We start from the raw sequence: 19194 nt of genomic DNA, 5'->3' as shown, positions 1-19194 counted from the left end.
ATGAAAGCTTATCTTTTAGAGTTTTACTCTAAACGCTCTTTAAAAATTTGGAACTGTTTAATCAAGAAAGATTGTCTTGTATGTTTTATACAAGCGCCAACCGGCGAAATCGATCGTTACGAGAACCATTCAGTTGATCAGACACCTTTGGGTTATATGGTCAAGTGAATAAGCGTGCACGGTGGATGCCTTGGCAGTCAGAGGCGATGAAGGACGTTGTAACCTGCGATAAGGTACGGGGAGCTGGTAAACGAGCTTTGATCCGTACATTTCCGAATGGGGGAACCCACCGCTTAGGCGGTATCTCTTTACTGAATATATAGGTTTAGAGAGGCGAACTCGGGGAACTGAAACATCTAAGTACCCGAAGGAAAAGAAATCAACCGAGATTCCCTTAGTAGCGGCGAGCGAACGGGGACCAGCCCTTAAGCTTGATTGGTGGTAGTGGAACGCTCTGGAAAGTGCGGCCATAGTGGGTGATAGCCCCGTACACGAAACTGCCTTTTAAGTGAAATCGAGTAGGACGGGACACGTGTTATCCTGTCTGAATATGGGGGGACCATCCTCCAAGGCTAAATACTCCTGACTGACCGATAGTGAACCAGTACCGTGAGGGAAAGGCGAAAAGAACCCCTGTGAGGGGAGTGAAATAGACCCTGAAACCGTGTACGTACAAGCAGTGGGAGCCGACTTAGTTCGGTGACTGCGTACCTTTTGTATAATGGGTCAACGACTTACTTTCAGTAGCAAGCTTAACCGAATAGGGGAGGCGTAGGGAAACCGAGTCTTAATAGGGCGTATAGTTGCTGGGAGTAGACCCGAAACCGGGCGATCTATCCATGGGCAGGTTGAAGGTTGAGTAACATCAACTGGAGGACCGAACCGACTACCGTTGAAAAGTTAGCGGATGACCTGTGGATCGGAGTGAAAGGCTAATCAAGCTCGGAGATAGCTGGTTCTCCTCGAAAGCTATTTAGGTAGCGCCTCATGTCTCACCTTGGGGGGTAGAGCACTGTTTCGGCTAGGGGGTCATCCCGACTTACCAACCCGATGCAAACTCCGAATACCCAAGAGTGCAATCATGGGAGACACACGGCGGGTGCTAACGTCCGTCGTGAAAAGGGAAACAACCCAGACCGCCAGCTAAGGTCCCAAACTTCTAGTTAAGTGGGAAACGATGTGGGAAGGCTTAGACAGCTAGGAGGTTGGCTTAGAAGCAGCCACCCTTTAAAGAAAGCGTAATAGCTCACTAGTCGAGTCGGCCTGCGCGGAAGATATAACGGGGCTCAAACTAGAGACCGAAGCTGCGGATGCTGTAAAGCATGGTAGAGGAGCGTTCTGTAAGCCGTTGAAGGTCAAGCTGTAAGGCAGGCTGGAGGTATCAGAAGTGCGAATGTTGACATAAGTAACGATAAGGGGAGTGAAAAACTCCCCCGCCGGAAGACCAAGGGTTCCTATCCAACGTTAATCGGGGTAGGGTGAGTCGACCCCTAAGGCGAGGCTGAAAAGCGTAGTCGATGGGAAGCAGGTTAATATTCCTGCACCTCACATAACTGCGATGGGGGGACGGAGAAGGTTAGGCTAGCACGGCGTTGGTTGTCCGTGTTTAAGGATGTAGGTTTAGGGCTTAGGCAAATCCGGGTCCTTCTAAGACTGAGATCTGATGACGAGTCGCTATATGCGATGAAGTAGTTGATACCAAGCTTCCAGGAAAATCCTCTAAGCTTCAGGTTATGTGGGATCGTACCCCAAACCGACACAGGTGGTCAGGTTGAGAATACCAAGGCGCTTGAGAGAACTCGGGTGAAGGAACTAGGCAAAATGGCACCGTAACTTCGGGAGAAGGTGCGCCGGTTTTGGTGATGGGACTTGCTCCCTAAGCTGAGGCCGGTCGAAGATACCAGGTGGCTGCGACTGTTTATTAAAAACACAGCACTCTGCAAACACGAAAGTGGACGTATAGGGTGTGACGCCTGCCCGGTGCTTGAAGGTTAATTGATGGGGTTAGCGTAAGCGAAGCTCTTGATCGAAGCCCAAGTAAACGGCGGCCGTAACTATAACGGTCCTAAGGTAGCGAAATTCCTTGTCGGGTAAGTTCCGACCTGCACGAATGGCGTAACGATGGCCACACTGTCTCCACCCGAGACTCAGTGAAATTGAACTCGCTGTGAAGATGCAGCGTACCCGCGGCTAGACGGAAAGACCCCGTGAACCTTTACTATAGCTTCACACTGGACTTTGACCTTACTTGTGTAGGATAGCTGGGAGGCTTTGAAACTTGGACGCCAGTTCGAGTGGAGCCAATCTTGAAATACCAGCCTGGTAATGTTGAGGTTCTAACTCTGGTCCGTAATCCGGATCGAGGACAGTGTGTGGTGGGTAGTTTGACTGGGGCGGTCTCCTCCCAAAGAGTAACGGAGGAGCACGAAGGTACCCTCAGCATGGTCGGAAATCATGCAATGAGCGCAAGAGTATAAGGGTGCTTGACTGCGACACAGACACGTGGAGCAGGTACGAAAGTAGGTTCTAGTGATCCGGTGGTTCTGTATGGAAGGGCCATCGCTCAACGGATAAAAGGTACTCCGGGGATAACAGGCTGATACCGCCCAAGAGTTCACATCGACGGCGGTGTTTGGCACCTCGATGTCGGCTCATCACATCCTGGGGCTGAAGCCGGTCCCAAGGGTATGGCTGTTCGCCATTTAAAGTGGTACGCGAGCTGGGTTTAGAACGTCGTGAGACAGTTCGGTCCCTATCTGCCGTGGGCGTTTGAGATTTGAGAAGAGTTGCTCCTAGTACGAGAGGACCGGAGTGAACGAACCTCTGGTGTTCCGGTTGTTTCGCCAGAAGCATTGCCGGGTAGCTACGTTCGGACGGGATAACCGCTGAAAGCATCTAAGCGGGAAGCCTCCTTCAAGATGAGATCTCACTGGGGCCTTGAGCCCCCTAAAGAGCCGTTCAAGACTAGGACGTTGATAGGCTGGGTGTGTAAGCGTTGTGAGGCGTTGAGCTAACCAGTACTAATTGCTCGTGAGGCTTGACCATATAACGCCAAAGCTGTCTGAGTGCATAACATCAGATGAACAGCTGAATGGTAACGTAAGATCGCAAGATCAGATCGATCCGGTTGTAGCTTGTATGATCGATACAGACAATTGATTACAGTTTCAAGGTTAACGTGAAAGCGGTAACCAACCAGTTTTGCCTGGTGACAATAGAGACATGGAACCACCTGATCCCATCCCGAACTCAGTCGTGAAACGTGTCATCGCCGATGGTAGTGTGGGGTTTCCCCATGTGAGAGTAGGTCATTGCCAGGCACCTAATAAACAAAGAACCCCAGTACCGAAAGGTCCTGGGGTTTTTTGTTTATCATGGGCAATGCCCCACTCTGCACTACAACGGGTCCATGTGACAAACCGATGCTCTGCAAGAGCAGGTTTGGACGTTGGCTATGCCAACGCCCGTAGGGTCAGAACCATAGGTTCTGATCATTGTAGGTCATTGCCCACTCCGTTAGACAAACTTGGCGCCAGTCCATCATTTTTATACACCGCTGCGCGGTGATCGCGGGTTACTCGGGTAAAACCCTCGCCCTTCGGGCCAGCTAATGCTGTTCAAAACTGATAAATCAGTTTTGTTTCCGCTGCGCGTTAATGCGCTCCTACATCCGTGCGAAGTAGCAAAGTTGTGCCTGTTGAAGATGTCGGGTCAGACCGTAGGGCAGACCCACAGCTACGTAGACAGTTCAGCACTCCGGTGTCTGACCTACGGTCTGACACCACTCTCAATACGTCTTCCAGAATCTCTGCCATCAAACAGCGCAGATGACAGGATAAATCCAGTCACCGGTACGTTGTAAGATAAACCTGGCACCAGTCCATAATCATCAATACACCGCTTCGCGGTGATCGCGGCTTCAGCTACGCTGAATGCGCTCCTACGTCAGTGCGTAGAAGCAAACCAGTGCCAACTGCACCAGCAGGTGACGCTGTTAACTCTCTAGCCAGAACGTTACTGGCCCATCATTGGTCAGCGATACTTTCATATCCGCACCAAACCGTCCGGTAGCGACTTTAATTCCGCTAGCCTTGGCAGTTTCGCAAAAGTAGTTGTAGAGCTCTTCGCCTAGCGCTGGTGGGGCGCCGCGGGAGAAGCCGGGGCGTTTTCCCTTGGCTGTGTCAGCGACCAGAGTGAACTGGGATACAACTAGCAGCTCGCCCTCAATATCGCGAAGGCTTAGATTCATCTTGCCGTCGTCATCACTGAAGATTCGATAGGTAGTCACCTTGTCGATCAGTTTGTCTGCTCGGGTTGTATCATCATCCTTCTCTACACCCAGTAGGAGCAGAATGCCTTTGTCGATTTTGCCGATCACTTCACCATCAACGACTACCTGTGCACTACTGACACGTTGAATAAGACCCTTCATTAGGCGCTAAGCTCCAAAAATTGATCCGTTGCGTGGATTAAGCGGTCAGTGATGCCAGGTTCGAAGGCTGAGTGACCTGCATCTCGAACTATCTCAAATTGCGCATGCGGGAGTTGCTTAGAAAGTAGGTAAGCTTGTTCAATTGGGCAGACCATGTCGTATCGTCCGTGAACAATCCAAGTTGGTAGGTTAACAAGCTTATTACACTCTTTAAGTAACTGATCTTCGCTAAAGAATGCGTTGTTTACAAAGTAGTGCGCTTCGATGCGGGCCATGGCAAGTGCAACATGCGGATCTTCGAAGTGATCAACAAGGCTTGGGCTTGGTGCTAGGGTAGAGCAGCGACCTTCCCAGACAGACCAAGCCTTGGCTGCGTGCATGCGTTTGATCTCATCCGGACCCGTTAAAATTTGATAGTAGGCCTGCATCATATTGTCACGGCTTTGCGGATCTATTGGTTCAATATAATCCTGCCAGTAATCCGGGTACACGTGGCTAGCACCATCTTGATAGAACCACTCTAGGTCTCGTGGCCTACACAGGAAGATACCGCGAAGAATCATTCCAGATACGCGCTCAGTATGTCGCTGTGCATAGGCAAGGCTTAGGGTCGAGCCCCAGCTTCCGCCGAACAGTAGCCATTTATCAATATTGAGCAGATTTCGGAGCTGCTCCATATCTGATATCAGTGCTTGAGTGGTGTTATTGCTTAGTGAGCCATGCGGTAGTGAACGACCACATCCTCTCTGATCAAAAAGAATAATGCGGTAGTGTTCAGGGTTAAAGAAACGACGGTGTTCGCTTGAACAGCCACCCCCTGGCCCACCATGGATGAATATGACAGGTTCGCCATGAGGATTACCACACTGTTCGAAATAGATCTTATGGCCATCCTCAGTTTCAAAAAAACTGTGATTGAAGGGGGCTATTTCTGGATAAAGTGTTCTCATTCGACAGGGAGTCCTACCTCTTTGAGGCGCTGTTTACGCAGCTCAATGAGTCTATCAATTTCAAATATCTCTTTGTCCGTCGCGTTGGTTTTAAGACCGCCAACAATCGCATAGTTGATTCGGGTTTTGTGTAGGTCAAAAAAGTCGGTCAACGAGCGGGCAACTTCTAAACGTTTTTCTGGGTATAGAGTGACGAGGTGCTCTGTCAGTTCACCAGCGTATTTAGGTAGCTTCAGAACCATTTGCAGGGCTACGTCTTCGGCCTGCAATTTGGCCGACTCCAAAGTTACTTTGATAAGTGCTTGTGGGTTTTTCGGCGTCTGCTTAAGCGCTTCTATCAGTAGCTTGAGTGCAGGTTCTGCAATCTCAGCCTTAACATACTCTTCAAGTGGAGGTACAGAAGCGGGGTTGGTTGTCATCTGATATGGCTGTGCTGGTTCCAATCGCTCCGTACGAATGAATAGCTTACGTATAAGCAGGAATGCCATCAGTATCACATGCAGGACAATGACATAGAAGTAGAGCCAGATCTCACTGAATGCGGTCATCAAAGCGCCGGCTATGATTGGCCCCAGTACGCCGCCTACCCCAAGCAAAATCTGCATTGTACTTGTTGCTGGTAGCGCCTCTTTGGTCTCAATGTGGTCAAACACCTGTGTCACTGCAAGTGGAAAAATGGCAGCGCCTGCACCGCCCGAAAGTAGGAAGAATAGAACAACAATGCTCGTTGGAAGGTTTTCAAAGTAGTCCAAAATGATGATCGCATTTGAACCTATACCCACCAACATTAATGCTGCGCCAACCGTACGTTTATCGAAACGGTCAGCGAACCAACCTGTCGGATACTGTGTTAATAGGCCGCCTAGCAGGTATGAGCCAAGAATGACGGATAAGAGTGGACCGTGAAAGCCTCGAGCATAAGCGTACAGTGCTATTAGCGATACGCTTGCTGAACCAATGGAGCCCGCAATTACACAAGAGAAGGTGCCAGAGGGTGAGTAGCCCCAGAGTTTCTTTAGGCTCATTGCTCTGCTTCTGCCAGGGAGCTCTGGCTGTGGCATGCGACTCATCGCCATGATGATTAAAGCGACCGCCGTTAGCGCGCTGATTACTCCGTAAAGGCGGATGTCACTCTCGCCTGTCTGGCTCATCAAGAAGGGCGCTGCGCCAAAGCCCAAAGCGAAGAAGATCTGGTAGACGCTAAACAACTTGCCGCGGTTCGAACTGTCACTCATTACATTGAGCCAGCTCTCTAGCGTGATAAAGCTTGCGATAAAACAGAAACCCGCGATTACACGTAGCGCGCTAATGACAAAAAACGAGTCCATAAAACTATGGGCAATTGAGACGATAGAGAGCGTGGCAGCAAAACTTGCAAAGGCGCGTATGTGACCGACTCGGTTGACCAACTTTGAACCAAAAAGGCCTGCAGCAATTGAGCCTGCTGCAAACATACCCATCGCAATACCAACCTGCGAAGAGTTAAGCCCTGCGCTCTTCATTTGAAGCGGTAGAACAAGGAAAAAGAGGTTGTGGCTTAGCGCCATCCCGATTATTGAGAAGAGGATAGGGCTGACGCGGTAGAAGATACTATTTTTCTTTTTTGACATGGCACTAGTTCCATCTAGTCGAATGCAATTACATTAAGCGAGTGTAACTCTCAGTTGTGTTGATTTCAGCATAAAAAAAGGCGCCAATTTTCATTGGCGCCCTTTTAAGAGAAGTTAAGAGGTGATTACTTCTTAGCGCGTTTACGAGCGTTTTCTGTAAGTAGCTTCTTACGGATACGAATGCTCTCTGGCGTTACTTCTACTAGCTCGTCATCTTCGATGAAGTCCAGTGCCTGCTCAAGTGAGAAGCGAACTGGTGGAGTCAGAATGATGTTCTCATCAGTACCCGATGCACGAACGTTGGTTAGCTGTTTACCTTTAGTTGGGTTAACGGCTAGGTCATTCGAGCGGCTGTGGATACCGATAATCATACCTTCGTACGTATCGATGTTTGGTCCGATCATTAGGCGGCCACGCTCCTGAAGCGTGAACAGTGAGTAACCAAGCACTTTACCTGTAACCATTGAAACAAGTACGCCGTTGTTACGAGTAACCGATTCACCCTCTTTCACTTCGCCGTAGTGGTCGAAGATAGAGTTCATGATACCTGTGCCAGATGTCATGGTTAGGAACTGGCTACGGAAACCGATAAGACCACGTGATGGGATCATGAATGTTAGTCGGCAACGACCTTTGCCATCCACTTCCATATTGGTCATGTCAGCGCGGCGTTTGCCTAGCTCTTCGATGATAGCGCCCTGGTGCTGATCTTCTACGTCGATCATTACAATCTCATACGGCTCTTGAACTACGCCATCAACAACTTTCTGAATTACTTCAGGACGGGAGATGCCAAGCTCAAAGCCTTCGCGACGCATAGATTCGATAAGTACTGAAAGGTGAAGTTCACCACGACCCGATACGCGGAATTTCTCTGGGCTGTCGCCCTGTTCTACGCGAAGTGCTACGTTGTGAATCAATTCACGCTCTAGACGCTCTTTGATGTTGCGGCTAGTAACGAATTTACCCTCTTTACCAGCAAACGGAGAGTCGTTTACTTGGAAGGTCATTGATACTGTAGGTTCATCTACAGATAGAGCTGGAAGGGCTTCAACAACATCTGGGTTACAGATGGTGTCAGAGATGTTTAGTTCGTCCATACCCGTTACACAGACGATATCGCCCGCCTGAGCTTCAGAGACCTCAACGCGCTCAAGGCCGTGGTAGCCCATGATCGTTAAAACTCGACCGTTACGCACTTTGGCGTGTGCGTCGATAATCTTAACTGGCGTGTTAGTTTTGACCTTGCCGCGAGAGATACGACCAACACCGATAACACCAGCGAAGCTGTTGTAGTCAAGCGCGGAGATCTGCATCTGGAAAGGGCCGTCAACATCTACATGAGGTGCTTCTACGTGCTCGATGATCGCTTCAAACAGCGGAGTCATGTCTTCTGCCATCGCTTCGTGGTCATTACCAGCGATGCCGTTAATAGCTGAAGCGTATACAACAGGGAAGTCTAGTTGCTCATCAGTTGCGCCTAGGTTGTCGAATAGTTCGAATACCTGATCCATAACCCAATCTGGACGAGCGCCTGGGCGGTCAATCTTATTGATAACAACGATAGGCTTTAGGCCGCGAGCAAAGGCTTTTTGCGTAACAAAGCGAGTCTGTGGCATTGGGCCATCAACAGCGTCGACAAGCAGAAGTACACAGTCGACCATTGAAAGTACGCGCTCTACCTCACCACCAAAGTCAGCGTGCCCCGGTGTGTCAACGATGTTGATACGGTAGTCGTTCCACTTGATTGCGGTGTTTTTAGCTAGGATTGTAATGCCGCGCTCACGCTCCTGGTCGTTTGAGTCCATAACGCGCTCTGCGCCTTCGTTACGACGGTCTAACGTACCTGACTGCTGTAGCAGTTTATCGACCAGAGTGGTTTTACCATGGTCGACGTGCGCGATAATCGCGATATTTCGTAGATTCTCAATCACGTGGAAATTCTCTATAGATTTAAGATGCGCGGATTATACGCGTCGCGGCCTCTCATAGCGAACTTATAAGCCCTATTAATGGTAAAAAAACGTTATTTTGACTGGCTTACTTAGTGCAAAAAACTCTAGTAAGAGTATTATATTCGCACAATCAAGCTGCGGCTGTGTACAGTTTGCACCATTTTGGTGCGCGAAGTTTGAGTGTGCCTTAATTTGGTGCGTTTTGCGTGTTAATAAGCTCCCCCGAGTCAGCGCAAAACACTGAAAACACGGGGTTCTGCAAAGTTGGCATACTGTTTGCTTACTTACTGCCGAACCTACGTCTAGGTTTAGACGCTAATCAAAGCTTACAGGCTGGCAATATCTGAAATGGAGAGCCAAATGTCAGACAGAACAATTAATCTGATCAAAGAAATTGATGCGAAGTGGGTTGATCTTCGCTTCACCGATTCACGTGGTAAAGAGCAGCACGTTACTATCCCAGTTCATGAGATGGGCGACAACTTCTTCGAAGATGGCAAGATGTTCGACGGTTCATCAATCGAAGGTTGGAAGGGTATTAACGATTCTGACATGATCCTTCTTCCAGATGACAGCTCATCTTTCGTTGATCCGTTCTTCGAAGATGCAACTGTAATCGTACGTTGTGACATCGTTGAGCCAGCTACTGGTCTTGGCTACGAGCGTGACCCACGTTCAGTTGCTCGTCGCGCTGAAGAGTACCTAAAATCTACTGGCATCGCAGACTCTGCAATGTTCGGTCCAGAGCCAGAGTTCTTCGTATTTGACGAAGTTCACTTCCACAACGACATGTCTGGTTGTGGCTACACTATCTCTTCTGAAGAAGCTGCTTGGTCTTCAAGCGGTAAATTCGAAGGTGGTAACACTGGTCACCGTCCACGCGTTAAAGGCGGTTACTTTCCAGTACCACCAGTAGACTCACTACACGACATCCGTGCAGCTATGTGTGACGCGATGACAGCTATGGGTCTTCACGTTGAAGTTCACCACCACGAAGTAGCAACTGCTGGTCAGTGTGAAATCGGTGTTGCTGGTAACACACTAGTCAAGAAAGCTGACGAAGTTCAGATTCTTAAGTACGCTGTACACAACGTTGCTCACGCTTACGGCAAAACGGCTACTTTCATGCCTAAGCCAATGGTTGGTGACAACGGTTCTGGTATGCACGTTCACCAGTCTCTATCTAAGAACGGTGTGAACATCTTCGCAGGCGACGCTTACGCTGGCCTATCTGAAGAAGCGCTTTACTACATCGGCGGTATCATTAAGCACGCTAAAGCACTGAACGCTATCTGTAACCCAGGTACTAACTCTTACAAGCGTCTAGTACCAGGCTTCGAAGCACCAGTAATGCTTGCTTACTCTGCTCGTAACCGTTCAGCGTCTATCCGTATTCCATACGTAACTAGCCCTAAAGGCCGTCGTATCGAAACTCGCTTCCCAGACCCAATTGCGAACCCATACCTATGTTTCGCAGCGCTTATGATGGCGGGTCTAGATGGTATTCAGAACAAGATCCATCCTGGCGATGCAGCTGATAAAGACCTTTACGATCTACCAGCTGAAGAAGCTGCTAAGATCCCACAGGTGTGTGGTTCTCTAGAAGAAGCTCTTGCTGCTCTAGAAGCTGATCACGAGTTCCTAACTCGTGGTGGCGTATTCACTGAAGACATGCTTGAAGCTTACATCGAGCTTAAGCGTGAAGAGTGTCTACGTGTTAGCACAACTACTCACCCAGTTGAGTACGATCTGTACTACTCAGTATAAGATCTCTCTTCTACCAAAAAGCCCGGCACTGTCCGGGCTTTTTGGTCTCTGCTGTTTGTCAAAAAGACGCTGCACCAAATTGGTGCATTGTCGCTTTGGTTGTGCCATGATTGAGTGCATCAAAATATAGAAGAGTCCCGTATTTATGGGCTTTCTCAAAGTTGGCAGCTTTCTTGCATTAGAAATGCCATCAATTAAGAGTCGTTATATGTCGCGCCCAGTTACTGAAAAGCAGATCTTAGAAAACCTCACATCTGCCGTGATTTTGCTAAACGGTCGTTTTGAGGTGACCTATATGAACTCCTCTGCAGAGATGCTGCTAGAGGCGAGTTTGCGCAGACTCTTGGCAGAGCCGATTGATCAGCTATTTCTAGGTGCCACAGAAGAGTTGGAGCTGCTACAGGGGTTGGTGCAAGCAGGGCAGCGCGTAAGTAAACGTGAGGCACGCTTGATGACCTTTAAAGGTAACGAGATCATCACCGATTTTACTGCGACTAAAATATCACCTCACAACCTACTTATAGAGATTCAACCGCGCGATCGGTTAGCCCGTATTGAGCGTGAAGAGGAGATGTTGAATCGACACGCTACCGCTAAGGTGCTTGTACGTGGTTTAGCACACGAGATTAAAAATCCTCTAGGAGGTATTCGTGGTGCAGCTCAACTCCTTGATCGAGAGCTCGATAATGAGGAGTTAAAAGAGTTCACACGAATCATCGTTGAGGAGACGGATCGTTTACGTAATCTCGTCGACCGCTTAATGGGTCCCTATCGCAAACCCAATATTGAGCGGCTAAATATCCACGCAGTGCTTGAGCATGTTCGCTCCCTGATTGAGGTTGAAGATCAGGGTAATATTAAGATGGTGCGTGATTACGACCCTAGCTTGCCTGAGTTTGATGGTGACTATGAACAGCTCATTCAAGTTGTGCTTAATATCTGTAGAAATGCAATGCAGGCGCTAACAGAGGCGGGTACCGAGTCTCCAACGATTACGATGAAAACTCGTGCTGTTAGGCGTGTGACTCTAGGGACAGAACAGCACCGTTTAGTCTGCAAGGTCGACATTATCGATAATGGTCCAGGTATCCCTAAAGAACTTCTGGATTCGGTCTTTTACCCGATGGTGACGGGCCGAGCAGAGGGCTCTGGATTAGGCCTATCGATAGCCCAGTCAGTAATTAACCAACATCAGGGATTGATTGAAGTGACGTCGATTCCAGGTGAAACCAATTTTCAAATTTTAATTCCGTTGGAGCTCTAATATGAGTCGTACCGCTAAGGTCTGGATAGTAGATGATGACCGCTCAATTCGTTGGGTTTTGGAAAAAGCTGTATCGGCTGCGGGGTTGGAGACGGAGTGCTTTGAGTCAGGTGACTCGCTGTTACGAAAGATTCAGAGAGAGCAGCCGGATGTCATTGTCAGCGATATCCGTATGCCGGGTATTGATGGCTTAGAGATGCTAGGTGCTTTACAGAAAGAGTTTCCTAGCATTCCAACGATCATTATGACGGCTCACTCAGATCTTGATAGTGCCGTTGCCTCCTATCAGGGAGGTGCATTTGAGTATCTGCCAAAACCTTTTGATGTCGATGAGGCAGTAGCCCTTGTTCAGCGTGCAGTTCAGCATGTAGAGGAGCAGCGAAAGGGTGAGGTAGTGCGTGTCGAGGATGCCCCTACAGAGATCATCGGTGAAGCGCCTGCGATGCAGGAGGTATTTCGTGCCATTGGTCGCTTAAGTCACTCGCCTATCACAGTTCTGATCAATGGTGAGTCAGGAACCGGTAAAGAGCTGGTTGCTCATGCACTGCATAAACACAGCCCGCGATCAAAAAGCGCCTTTATCCCACTAAACATGGCGGCCATCCCAAAAGATCTTATTGAGTCTGAGCTTTTTGGTCATGAGAAGGGTGCCTTCACTGGCGCTGCAGCGGCGCGCCGTGGTCGCTTCGAGCAAGCCGATGGCGGCACACTGTTTTTAGATGAGATCGGAGATATGCCGGCCGATACACAAACTCGACTGTTGCGTGTATTGGCTGATGGTGAGTTCTATCGTGTTGGTGGTCATACGCCAGTCAAAGTGGATGTGCGTATCATTGCGGCAACCCATCAAAACCTTGAAGAGCTCGTAAAGCAGGGCAAGTTCCGTGAGGATCTCTTCCATCGTCTTAATGTTATACGTGTACATATTCCTTCGCTCTCTGAGCGTCGTGAAGATATTCCTCGTTTGGCGAGGCACTTCTTGTCACGCTCGGCAAAAGAGCTGAATGTAGAGGCTAAGATTCTCAAATCTGAGACTGAGGAGTTTCTTCGTAAATTGCCTTGGCCGGGTAATGTTCGCCAACTTGAGAACACCTGTCGATGGCTTACGGTGATGGCTTCTGGGCGTGAAGTGTTAATTTCAGATTTGCCTCCGGAGCTACTTGAAAATGTAGCAGATCGTCCGGTGCTAGTGGGTAGTTGGGAGCAGGCGCTCAGAAGTTGGGCAGATCAGCGTCTGTTTGAAGGTGAGCGCGGTATTTTGAAAGAGGCTGAGTTGCTCTTTGAACGGGTTTTAATGGAGACGGCGTTGAAGCATACTGGCGGCCGTAAACGGGATGCATCAGAGTTACTTGGCTGGGGCAGAAATACATTAACGCGCAAGCTCAAAGATCACGGTATGAGCGAATCGGCCGGTGTTGAAGATTAACTATGTTAGATGTGGTTCTATTTGAGCCGGAGATTCCTCCCAATACGGGGAATATCATTCGGCTCTGTGCTAATACCGGATTTCGTCTCCATCTTATTGAGCCGCTTGGCTTTGAGCTCGATGATAAGCGACTGCGTCGTGCTGGTTTAGATTATGCAGAGTTTGCATCACTCAAAGTGCATCCAGATCTTGATAAGTGTATCGCAGAACTTACGCCCCGCAAGATCTGGTCAATGACCACGAAAACAGATCGCTCCTATACTGAGGCTGATTTTCAGGCTGGGGATATGATTCTGTTAGGGCCTGAAACGCGAGGACTTCCAGCAGAGGTTATTGCAGCCACAGAGGCTATAACCCTGCCCATGAGAGCGGACTCTCGCAGTCTCAATCTATCTAATGCTTGTGCGATTGTGGTTTATGAAGCTTGGCGCCAGCTCGGTTTTGCCGGCCAGCGCTGAGAAGTTGGCTCTAGACTAGATCGTCGTAGGGATTAGCTACATCAAAACTTACCGGCAGACTATGTTCTGGAACGCGAATGCCCGCATGGGTGATATCGAGGTCTTCGCCATTTAGGACACGGTAGTCGTAGCGGTAAGTTGGTGTTGTCTCGCCTTTAATTGCGGCCTGATTGTAGGCGTTAGCAATTTCAAACGTTCTTTCAGCTTTGTGTTGCCATTCACTCATCGCCTTCTCGCCGTAACGTTTTGTTAGTAGCGTTTTAGTCGCTTCAGGTGATAACAGTGCAGCCGTTGCGTTATTTCCGCCAAAACCTTTCGAGTTAATCAGTGCGCTAGAGATATGGGTGGTACCCACCTCCATGTGTGCGAGTGGCAGGTTAAGGTTGCTTGCATAGACATCTTCAGCGATCGCTCGTGTCGTAGTGATGCCAGGAATAATGCCGTGTGACCATACACCCAATGTCGTCACTAGCTGGTCGCCACCTGCTGTGCCCTGTGAGTGGCCAAGATAAGCTTTAACCGCTGCCACGGTCCAATCCTGAATATCGAACGCTTTGGCGATCTGGTTGAGTACATGTGACTCAGTTGTTCTGTTTTGTGGCGTGCTGGTGCCGTGTGCTTGGATCATTGAATGGTGTTTCAATGCGTCACTGCCAAGCAGTTTCTCAATCAGCGCAGCGGCCTTGCCGAGGGTCAGGTAGTTACCAACACCTGGAGCTGAGATTGACTTCTTGTAGCCATCAGCATGCACATATACATCCGGTACCGAACCGTAGATGTTTGCGCCTGATTCAATAGCGAGACGGTCACTCATCAGAACGATGAATTGAGCTGATTCGCCAATCGTGAAACCACAGTTCTCACCGAATGGACGACATGCACGGCGGTGGTCCACCTCGCTGATATTGGCAAGTTTATCAAGTGCCTGAAGCTGCTTATCTTCAGCAAGTGCACCCATTGCACGGAAACCTTCAATCACCTCTGGGGTGACAGGGGCATCAGCACCGCCTACAAGTACAAACTCCGCTTTGCCAGTGCGAATCGCTTCAACACCATTACGGAGGTTGTAGAGAAAGGTGGCACAAGCACCTAATGCGCCGCCTGTCGTGCCTAGGTTGCCAAGCATGTAAGCGTTAACAAAATCTGCAGGCATCTGAGCGTAGCCCAGTGGCATCTGTTTAGATGTAGTGCGTTTGCCAAGTGCTGGGTATTTGGTCAATCCACCAAAACCTAGGTCATCAAGCTGGCCAATCGAGTTGCTCGCAAAAACTGCAATCTGGTCAGGCGCTAGGGTGTCGAGTAGTGAGTCAACATCAATACCAACTGAGGCAAGAGCATCTGATGCTGCATAGATGGCCATCTGGATTGCGCGTGGATGGTTGCGAGACTGGTAAAGCTTGCCTGGTTCAAAGCCATCAGGAAGCATCCCTGCACTCTGAACTGGAAGTTCGCGCGTGTCTGGGAAGAGAAGTTCCATCTCGCCTTGTACGGAAACTTCAACTGTACCTGCATCGATCTCAGTGATGCTCCAGTGCGATGGAGTGACGGTCGGAAGGTAGCGTTTTCTCAGTTGGAAACGGATAGCGTCGCTACCAGATTTCACAACCGCACCTTTGTTCATCAGAACCTGGTCGGCATCAAAAAAGGGTTTTGGTATTTTGCGGATCAGCGTTTTGTTCAAGAGCGCAGCTTGATCAGAGTCTCTGTCACCCGTAATCGTTTTAAGGTCCTGAAGAACCTCTTGTTGCTCTGATTGGCTCAGTTTGTCAAAGACAAGGCGTTTGTAGCCTTGATTGAAGGATGAACGCCCCGCTGGACTTATTCCGCCAAAACCAACAATAACCGGCAGATTGGACACGGGCGCTCCTAGATATCCTGATAAATAATCCGGAAATTGTAACTTGCCGGTCAGATTCTGGCTAGCACCCTAGGGTGATTTGAACCTTAATTTTTTGTAATGTCGCTGCCGGGGATGATCACGCCGGGTATGCGTGCTGATTTCCCTCTAAATAGTGCAATCAGTTCACCCTTTTGATTTTCTACTCTGACGTCGTAGATCCCGGTTCTGCCACGTTGAAAGGTTTTCTGAGCGCTTGCGGTTAATGTGTCACCAGCAAAGGCGGCATTTAGATAATCGATGGAAACTGAAGCGGCAACGTTTGGTTGGTTCTCTGTATTACAGGCGTAAGCAAAGGCGCTGTCAGCTAGCGAGAATATCATGCCGCCGTGACAGGTTTTGTGGCCATTGGTCATCCAATCTTGAACGGTCATGCTGAGCTCTGAGCTACAGTGGGCAACCCTCTCAATGACAATGTTTAAAGCATTTGTTAAGCCATCACCCTTAAGCATCGCTTGGCAGCAAGCCTCGGCGGTTTCTTGAAGTTGTTGTTCTGATGGAGATGAAGTGTCGCTCATGGTTAGTTGTTCCCTTAGCATTTAGCCAAGGTAAGATTAACACTCTAAGGTAAAACAAAAACAGCACCCTGGTAAAAGCCTAAGGGTGCTGTCTCTAGTTGGGTAGGTTTTTAGCCTACACGTTTTCCTAGCATGCGGCTGAGTGTGCCATCTTTCGCGATGATAGCGTGTTTCAGGCTCGCTGCAATGTGAAGGAAGAGAGCTAACATAACGAGCTTGCTACCTAAGCCGTGGCCAATTTTGCCCATCGTCTCCAACCATGCAACTTCAGTTCCACTTTTAGCGATAAGCTCCATACCAAAGAAGTAGACAGCGTGCCCCTCGCCAATTTGCATAAAGATTCCAGAAATTGGCATCATTAGTGTCGCAACGAGTAGGAAGGTGAGAACGATCTTAGAGATAAGTTTCTGGCCCGCAGGTACTTCAGAAAGCGGTTGTGGTAGACCGTTTTTGATGCGGACAACAATGCGCCAAATGGCAAAAATCAGTACCAGTAAGCCAATCGTCATGTGGTTCTTGAGTAGGTCGAACTTCTCTGGGCTGCGCTCCATCTCTTCAAGTGTGAGCCCCATCACCATAGCGACGATCATGCCGAGGCCAACTAGCCAGTGAAGAGTTACTGAAGATTTGCTCAGTTGCTGTTTAGTATCCATAAAACATCCTTAAATTAGTATTTTCTAATAATATCCATAAATCATGGGTTTCGCATTGATTTGTATGTAAAGTTAAGCAAAGATTTGCTAATAAAATATGACGCTAATCGGTATACTCGTTGGGATGACAAATTCACTTAAACTTATTGATCGTTTTGGTCGCCATATCGACTACGTTCGAATTTCCGTAACTGACCGTTGTGACTTCCGCTGTGTCTACTGCATGGCAGAAGAGATGACCTTCCTACCTCGTGATCAGGTTTTGTCACTCGAGGAGATCTATGAGGTGGGTTTGGCCTTTGCTCAACTTGGTGTTAAAAAGTTGCGTCTCACGGGTGGTGAGCCTTTGGTGCGCAAAGAAATTCTAAAGTTGATTCGTCGGTTGGGTGAGCTTGATATTGAGTTGGTATTAACAACCAATGGCTCGCAGCTTCCTGAGATGGCAAATGATTTGGTGGATGCGGGTGTCGCACGAATCAACATCTCCCTCGACACCCTTAAAGCAGATCGCTTCCAAGAGTTGACCCGCAAAGATAAGTTCCATCAAGTGATGGCGGGTATTGATGCCGCTTGTAACGCCGGTTTTAAAAAGGTGAAGCTAAACGCGGTCATTCTTAAAGGACGAAATGATGATGAGGTGATTGATCTCGTCGACTTTGCTCGTGATCGTCATTTAGATATCAGTTTCATTGAGGAGATGCCGCTAGGTGTCATTAGTGAGCATGATCGTGCTGAAGCCTACTGCTCAAGTGATGAGGTGCGCGCTATCATCGATCAGCGCTACCCGCTTACCAAAACTGATGAGCAGACGGCAGGACCTTCTACCTATTACCGTATGGCGGATTCAGAGAGTCGTATCGGTTTTATTTCGCCGCACTCTCATAACTTCTGTTCTGAATGTAACCGTGTGCGCGTAACTGTCGAGGGGCGCTTGTTACTCTGCCTTGGCAATGAACATTCGATGGATCTTCGAGAACTGTTGCGGTCTGAGAGTGACCCAGTAGCTCGATCTGAAAAACTTCAACAAGCGATCATCGATTCTATGGATCTAAAACCAGAGAAACACCACTTTGATCTGGAGAACGAGCCGCAAATTCTTCGTTTCATGAATGCAACGGGAGGCTAAGCAGTGCAGAGATTGAGTCAGCTCATTCTGCGTTTGCTTGGCTGGAAAGTGGCTCCGCTTCCAGACCTACCTGATCACTTTGTTCTGATTGGCTATCCCCACACGAGTAATGTCGATTTCTTTCTTGCGATATTGACCCGTTCTGCGTTGGCTTACCGTTTTCAGTTTGTTGCAAAGGATTCACTTTTCAAAGGTCCTTTGGGCTCATTGATGCGGGCGCTGGGTGGCGTGCCTGTGGATCGGAGCAAGCCTAATGGGTTTATCGGTCAGGTTGCGGATAAATTCCGTGCTGCAAAATCATCCGGTTCACCTTTGGTTATTGCGATGATGCCTGAAGGTACGCGCTCCTATAAGCCATTTTGGCGCTCTGGTTTCTATTACATGGCCTTGGAGTCCAAGGTGCCAGTTGTACCGGCCTATCTCGATTTTAAAACGCGTACTATCGGGTTTGGAAATGTGATCGAGGTCAGCGGTGATGTGGAGCAGGATCTGGCACAATTAAAGACGTTTTATAGTGATATCGAAGGGCGCTTTCCGGAAAAAGCGGCACCGATTGAGTTTCAAATTCGCGATTAACTTCTATTTGGAGAAGATATGAGTAGCAATACAGATCAGTTCGTTGGCTTGGGTGTAGCGGTATTAACCGTTTCAGATACACGCAATTCAAGCAACGATACCTCGGGTGATTTTCTAGCTAATGCTGTGGTTGAAGCGGGTCATAATTTATTGGATCGCTCGCTAGTGCCTGATGACGTTTACCTTCTTCGAGCACAGGTTTCAGCGTGGATAGCTGACCCTGAAATTCAGGTGGTGCTCTCTACTGGTGGTACTGGTTTTGCGCTACGTGATTCGACACCGGAAGCTTTGAAAGTGCTTTTTGATAAAGATGTTGAAGGCTTTGGTGAGATGTTCCGCAAAGTATCATGGGATGAGATTGGTACATCAACCATTCAATCACGCGCCTTTGCAGGTTTAGCAAACGGTACTCTCATAGTATGTTTGCCGGGCTCTACGGGTGCTTGCCGTACCGGTTGGTCAATCATTGAGTCGCAACTCGATGCCCGTCATCGTCCATGTAACTTCGTTGCCTTATTGGAAAAGGTAAAAGAGCTTCGTCTTGAGTTAGAGGCTATCTAAA

14 protein-coding genes and 2 rRNA genes are annotated in these 19194 nt (G+C 48.7%); 9 read left to right on the top strand and 7 right to left on the bottom strand.

Annotated elements, in window-relative coordinates; translation table 11 throughout:
- The first annotated feature begins 158 nt into the window (after positions 1-158).
- Both HH196_RS07585 and rrf read left to right on the top strand, forming a co-directional pair.
- Positions 159-3045, top strand: a 23S ribosomal RNA gene (locus tag HH196_RS07585).
- Between the two features lie 159 nt (positions 3046-3204).
- Positions 3205-3320: ribosomal RNA gene (gene rrf, locus HH196_RS07580) — 5S ribosomal RNA — on the top strand.
- A gap of 674 nt (positions 3321-3994) precedes the next feature.
- Here rrf and dtd read toward each other — a convergent pair.
- From dtd to typA, 4 genes are all read right to left on the bottom strand, one after another.
- Complete coding sequence (gene dtd / locus HH196_RS07575; RefSeq protein ID WP_169451541.1) at positions 3995-4432, bottom strand: D-aminoacyl-tRNA deacylase; 438 nt, start codon at positions 4430-4432, stop codon at positions 3995-3997.
- Positions 4432-5382, bottom strand: coding sequence for a prolyl aminopeptidase (pip, locus tag HH196_RS07570; RefSeq protein WP_169451540.1), 951 nt, complete (start codon positions 5380-5382; stop codon positions 4432-4434). The genes dtd and pip overlap by 1 nt, the downstream gene beginning before the upstream one ends.
- Positions 5379-6992, bottom strand: a complete 1614-nt coding sequence (locus HH196_RS07565; RefSeq protein ID WP_169451539.1) for an MFS transporter — start codon at positions 6990-6992, stop codon at positions 5379-5381. Before HH196_RS07565 ends, pip begins: the two co-directional genes overlap by 4 nt.
- 125 nt (positions 6993-7117) lie before the next feature.
- Entirely contained in the window at positions 7118-8926 is a 1809-nt protein-coding gene (gene typA / locus HH196_RS07560; protein ID WP_169451538.1) for a translational GTPase TypA, read from the bottom strand.
- Between the two features lie 381 nt (positions 8927-9307).
- Between typA and glnA the strand changes: the two genes are divergently transcribed.
- The 4 genes from glnA to HH196_RS07540 all read left to right on the top strand — a co-directional run bounded on the left by glnA (position 9308) and on the right by HH196_RS07540 (position 13862).
- Complete coding sequence (glnA, locus tag HH196_RS07555) at positions 9308-10714, top strand: glutamate--ammonia ligase (protein WP_169451537.1); 1407 nt, start codon at positions 9308-9310, stop codon at positions 10712-10714.
- Between the two features lie 208 nt (positions 10715-10922).
- Positions 10923-11978, top strand: coding sequence for a nitrogen regulation protein NR(II) (glnL, locus tag HH196_RS07550; protein ID WP_169451536.1), 1056 nt, complete (start codon positions 10923-10925; stop codon positions 11976-11978).
- A gap of 1 nt (position 11979) precedes the next feature.
- Positions 11980-13404 (top strand): nitrogen regulation protein NR(I), encoded by a 1425-nt coding sequence (glnG, locus tag HH196_RS07545; RefSeq protein WP_169451535.1) that lies wholly within the window; start codon positions 11980-11982, stop codon positions 13402-13404.
- 2 nt (positions 13405-13406) lie between these two features.
- Positions 13407-13862, top strand: coding sequence for a tRNA (cytidine(34)-2'-O)-methyltransferase (locus HH196_RS07540; RefSeq protein WP_169451534.1), 456 nt, complete (start codon positions 13407-13409; stop codon positions 13860-13862).
- Between the two features lie 10 nt (positions 13863-13872).
- Here HH196_RS07540 and HH196_RS07535 read toward each other — a convergent pair whose 3' ends face one another.
- The 3 genes from HH196_RS07535 to HH196_RS07525 all read right to left on the bottom strand — a co-directional run bounded on the left by HH196_RS07535 (position 13873) and on the right by HH196_RS07525 (position 16930).
- Complete coding sequence (locus tag HH196_RS07535; RefSeq protein WP_169451533.1) at positions 13873-15720, bottom strand: beta-ketoacyl synthase; 1848 nt, start codon at positions 15718-15720, stop codon at positions 13873-13875.
- A gap of 86 nt (positions 15721-15806) precedes the next feature.
- Positions 15807-16277 (bottom strand): hydroxyphenylacetyl-CoA thioesterase PaaI, encoded by a 471-nt coding sequence (gene paaI / locus HH196_RS07530; protein ID WP_169451532.1) that lies wholly within the window; start codon positions 16275-16277, stop codon positions 15807-15809.
- A 110-nt stretch (positions 16278-16387) separates the two neighbouring features.
- Complete coding sequence (locus tag HH196_RS07525; RefSeq protein WP_169451531.1) at positions 16388-16930, bottom strand: cytochrome b; 543 nt, start codon at positions 16928-16930, stop codon at positions 16388-16390.
- 124 nt (positions 16931-17054) lie between these two features.
- Between HH196_RS07525 and moaA the strand changes: the two genes are divergently transcribed.
- Genes moaA through moaB form a run of 3 tightly spaced genes read left to right on the top strand, consistent with a single transcriptional unit; the run spans position 17055 to position 19193 of the window.
- The gene (gene moaA / locus HH196_RS07520) at positions 17055-18056 is read left to right on the top strand and encodes a GTP 3',8-cyclase MoaA (RefSeq protein ID WP_169451530.1); all 1002 of its coding nucleotides are present in this window, start codon (positions 17055-17057) and stop codon (positions 18054-18056) included.
- A 3-nt stretch (positions 18057-18059) separates the two neighbouring features.
- The gene (locus HH196_RS07515; RefSeq protein ID WP_169451529.1) at positions 18060-18632 is read left to right on the top strand and encodes a 1-acyl-sn-glycerol-3-phosphate acyltransferase; all 573 of its coding nucleotides are present in this window, start codon (positions 18060-18062) and stop codon (positions 18630-18632) included.
- Positions 18633-18650: 18 nt separating this feature from the next.
- A complete protein-coding gene (gene moaB, locus HH196_RS07510; RefSeq protein WP_169451528.1) occupies positions 18651-19193 on the top strand; it encodes a molybdenum cofactor biosynthesis protein B in 543 nt (180 codons plus the stop codon).
- Position 19194: the final 1 nt, after the last annotated feature.

This window comes from Marinobacterium sp. LSUCC0821 (genome assembly GCF_012848475.1).
GTDB lineage: Bacteria > Pseudomonadota > Gammaproteobacteria > Pseudomonadales > Balneatricaceae > Marinobacterium_E.
Note: the sequence above shows the minus strand (reverse complement) of the source record. Positions and strands in the feature narration are given on the sequence as shown.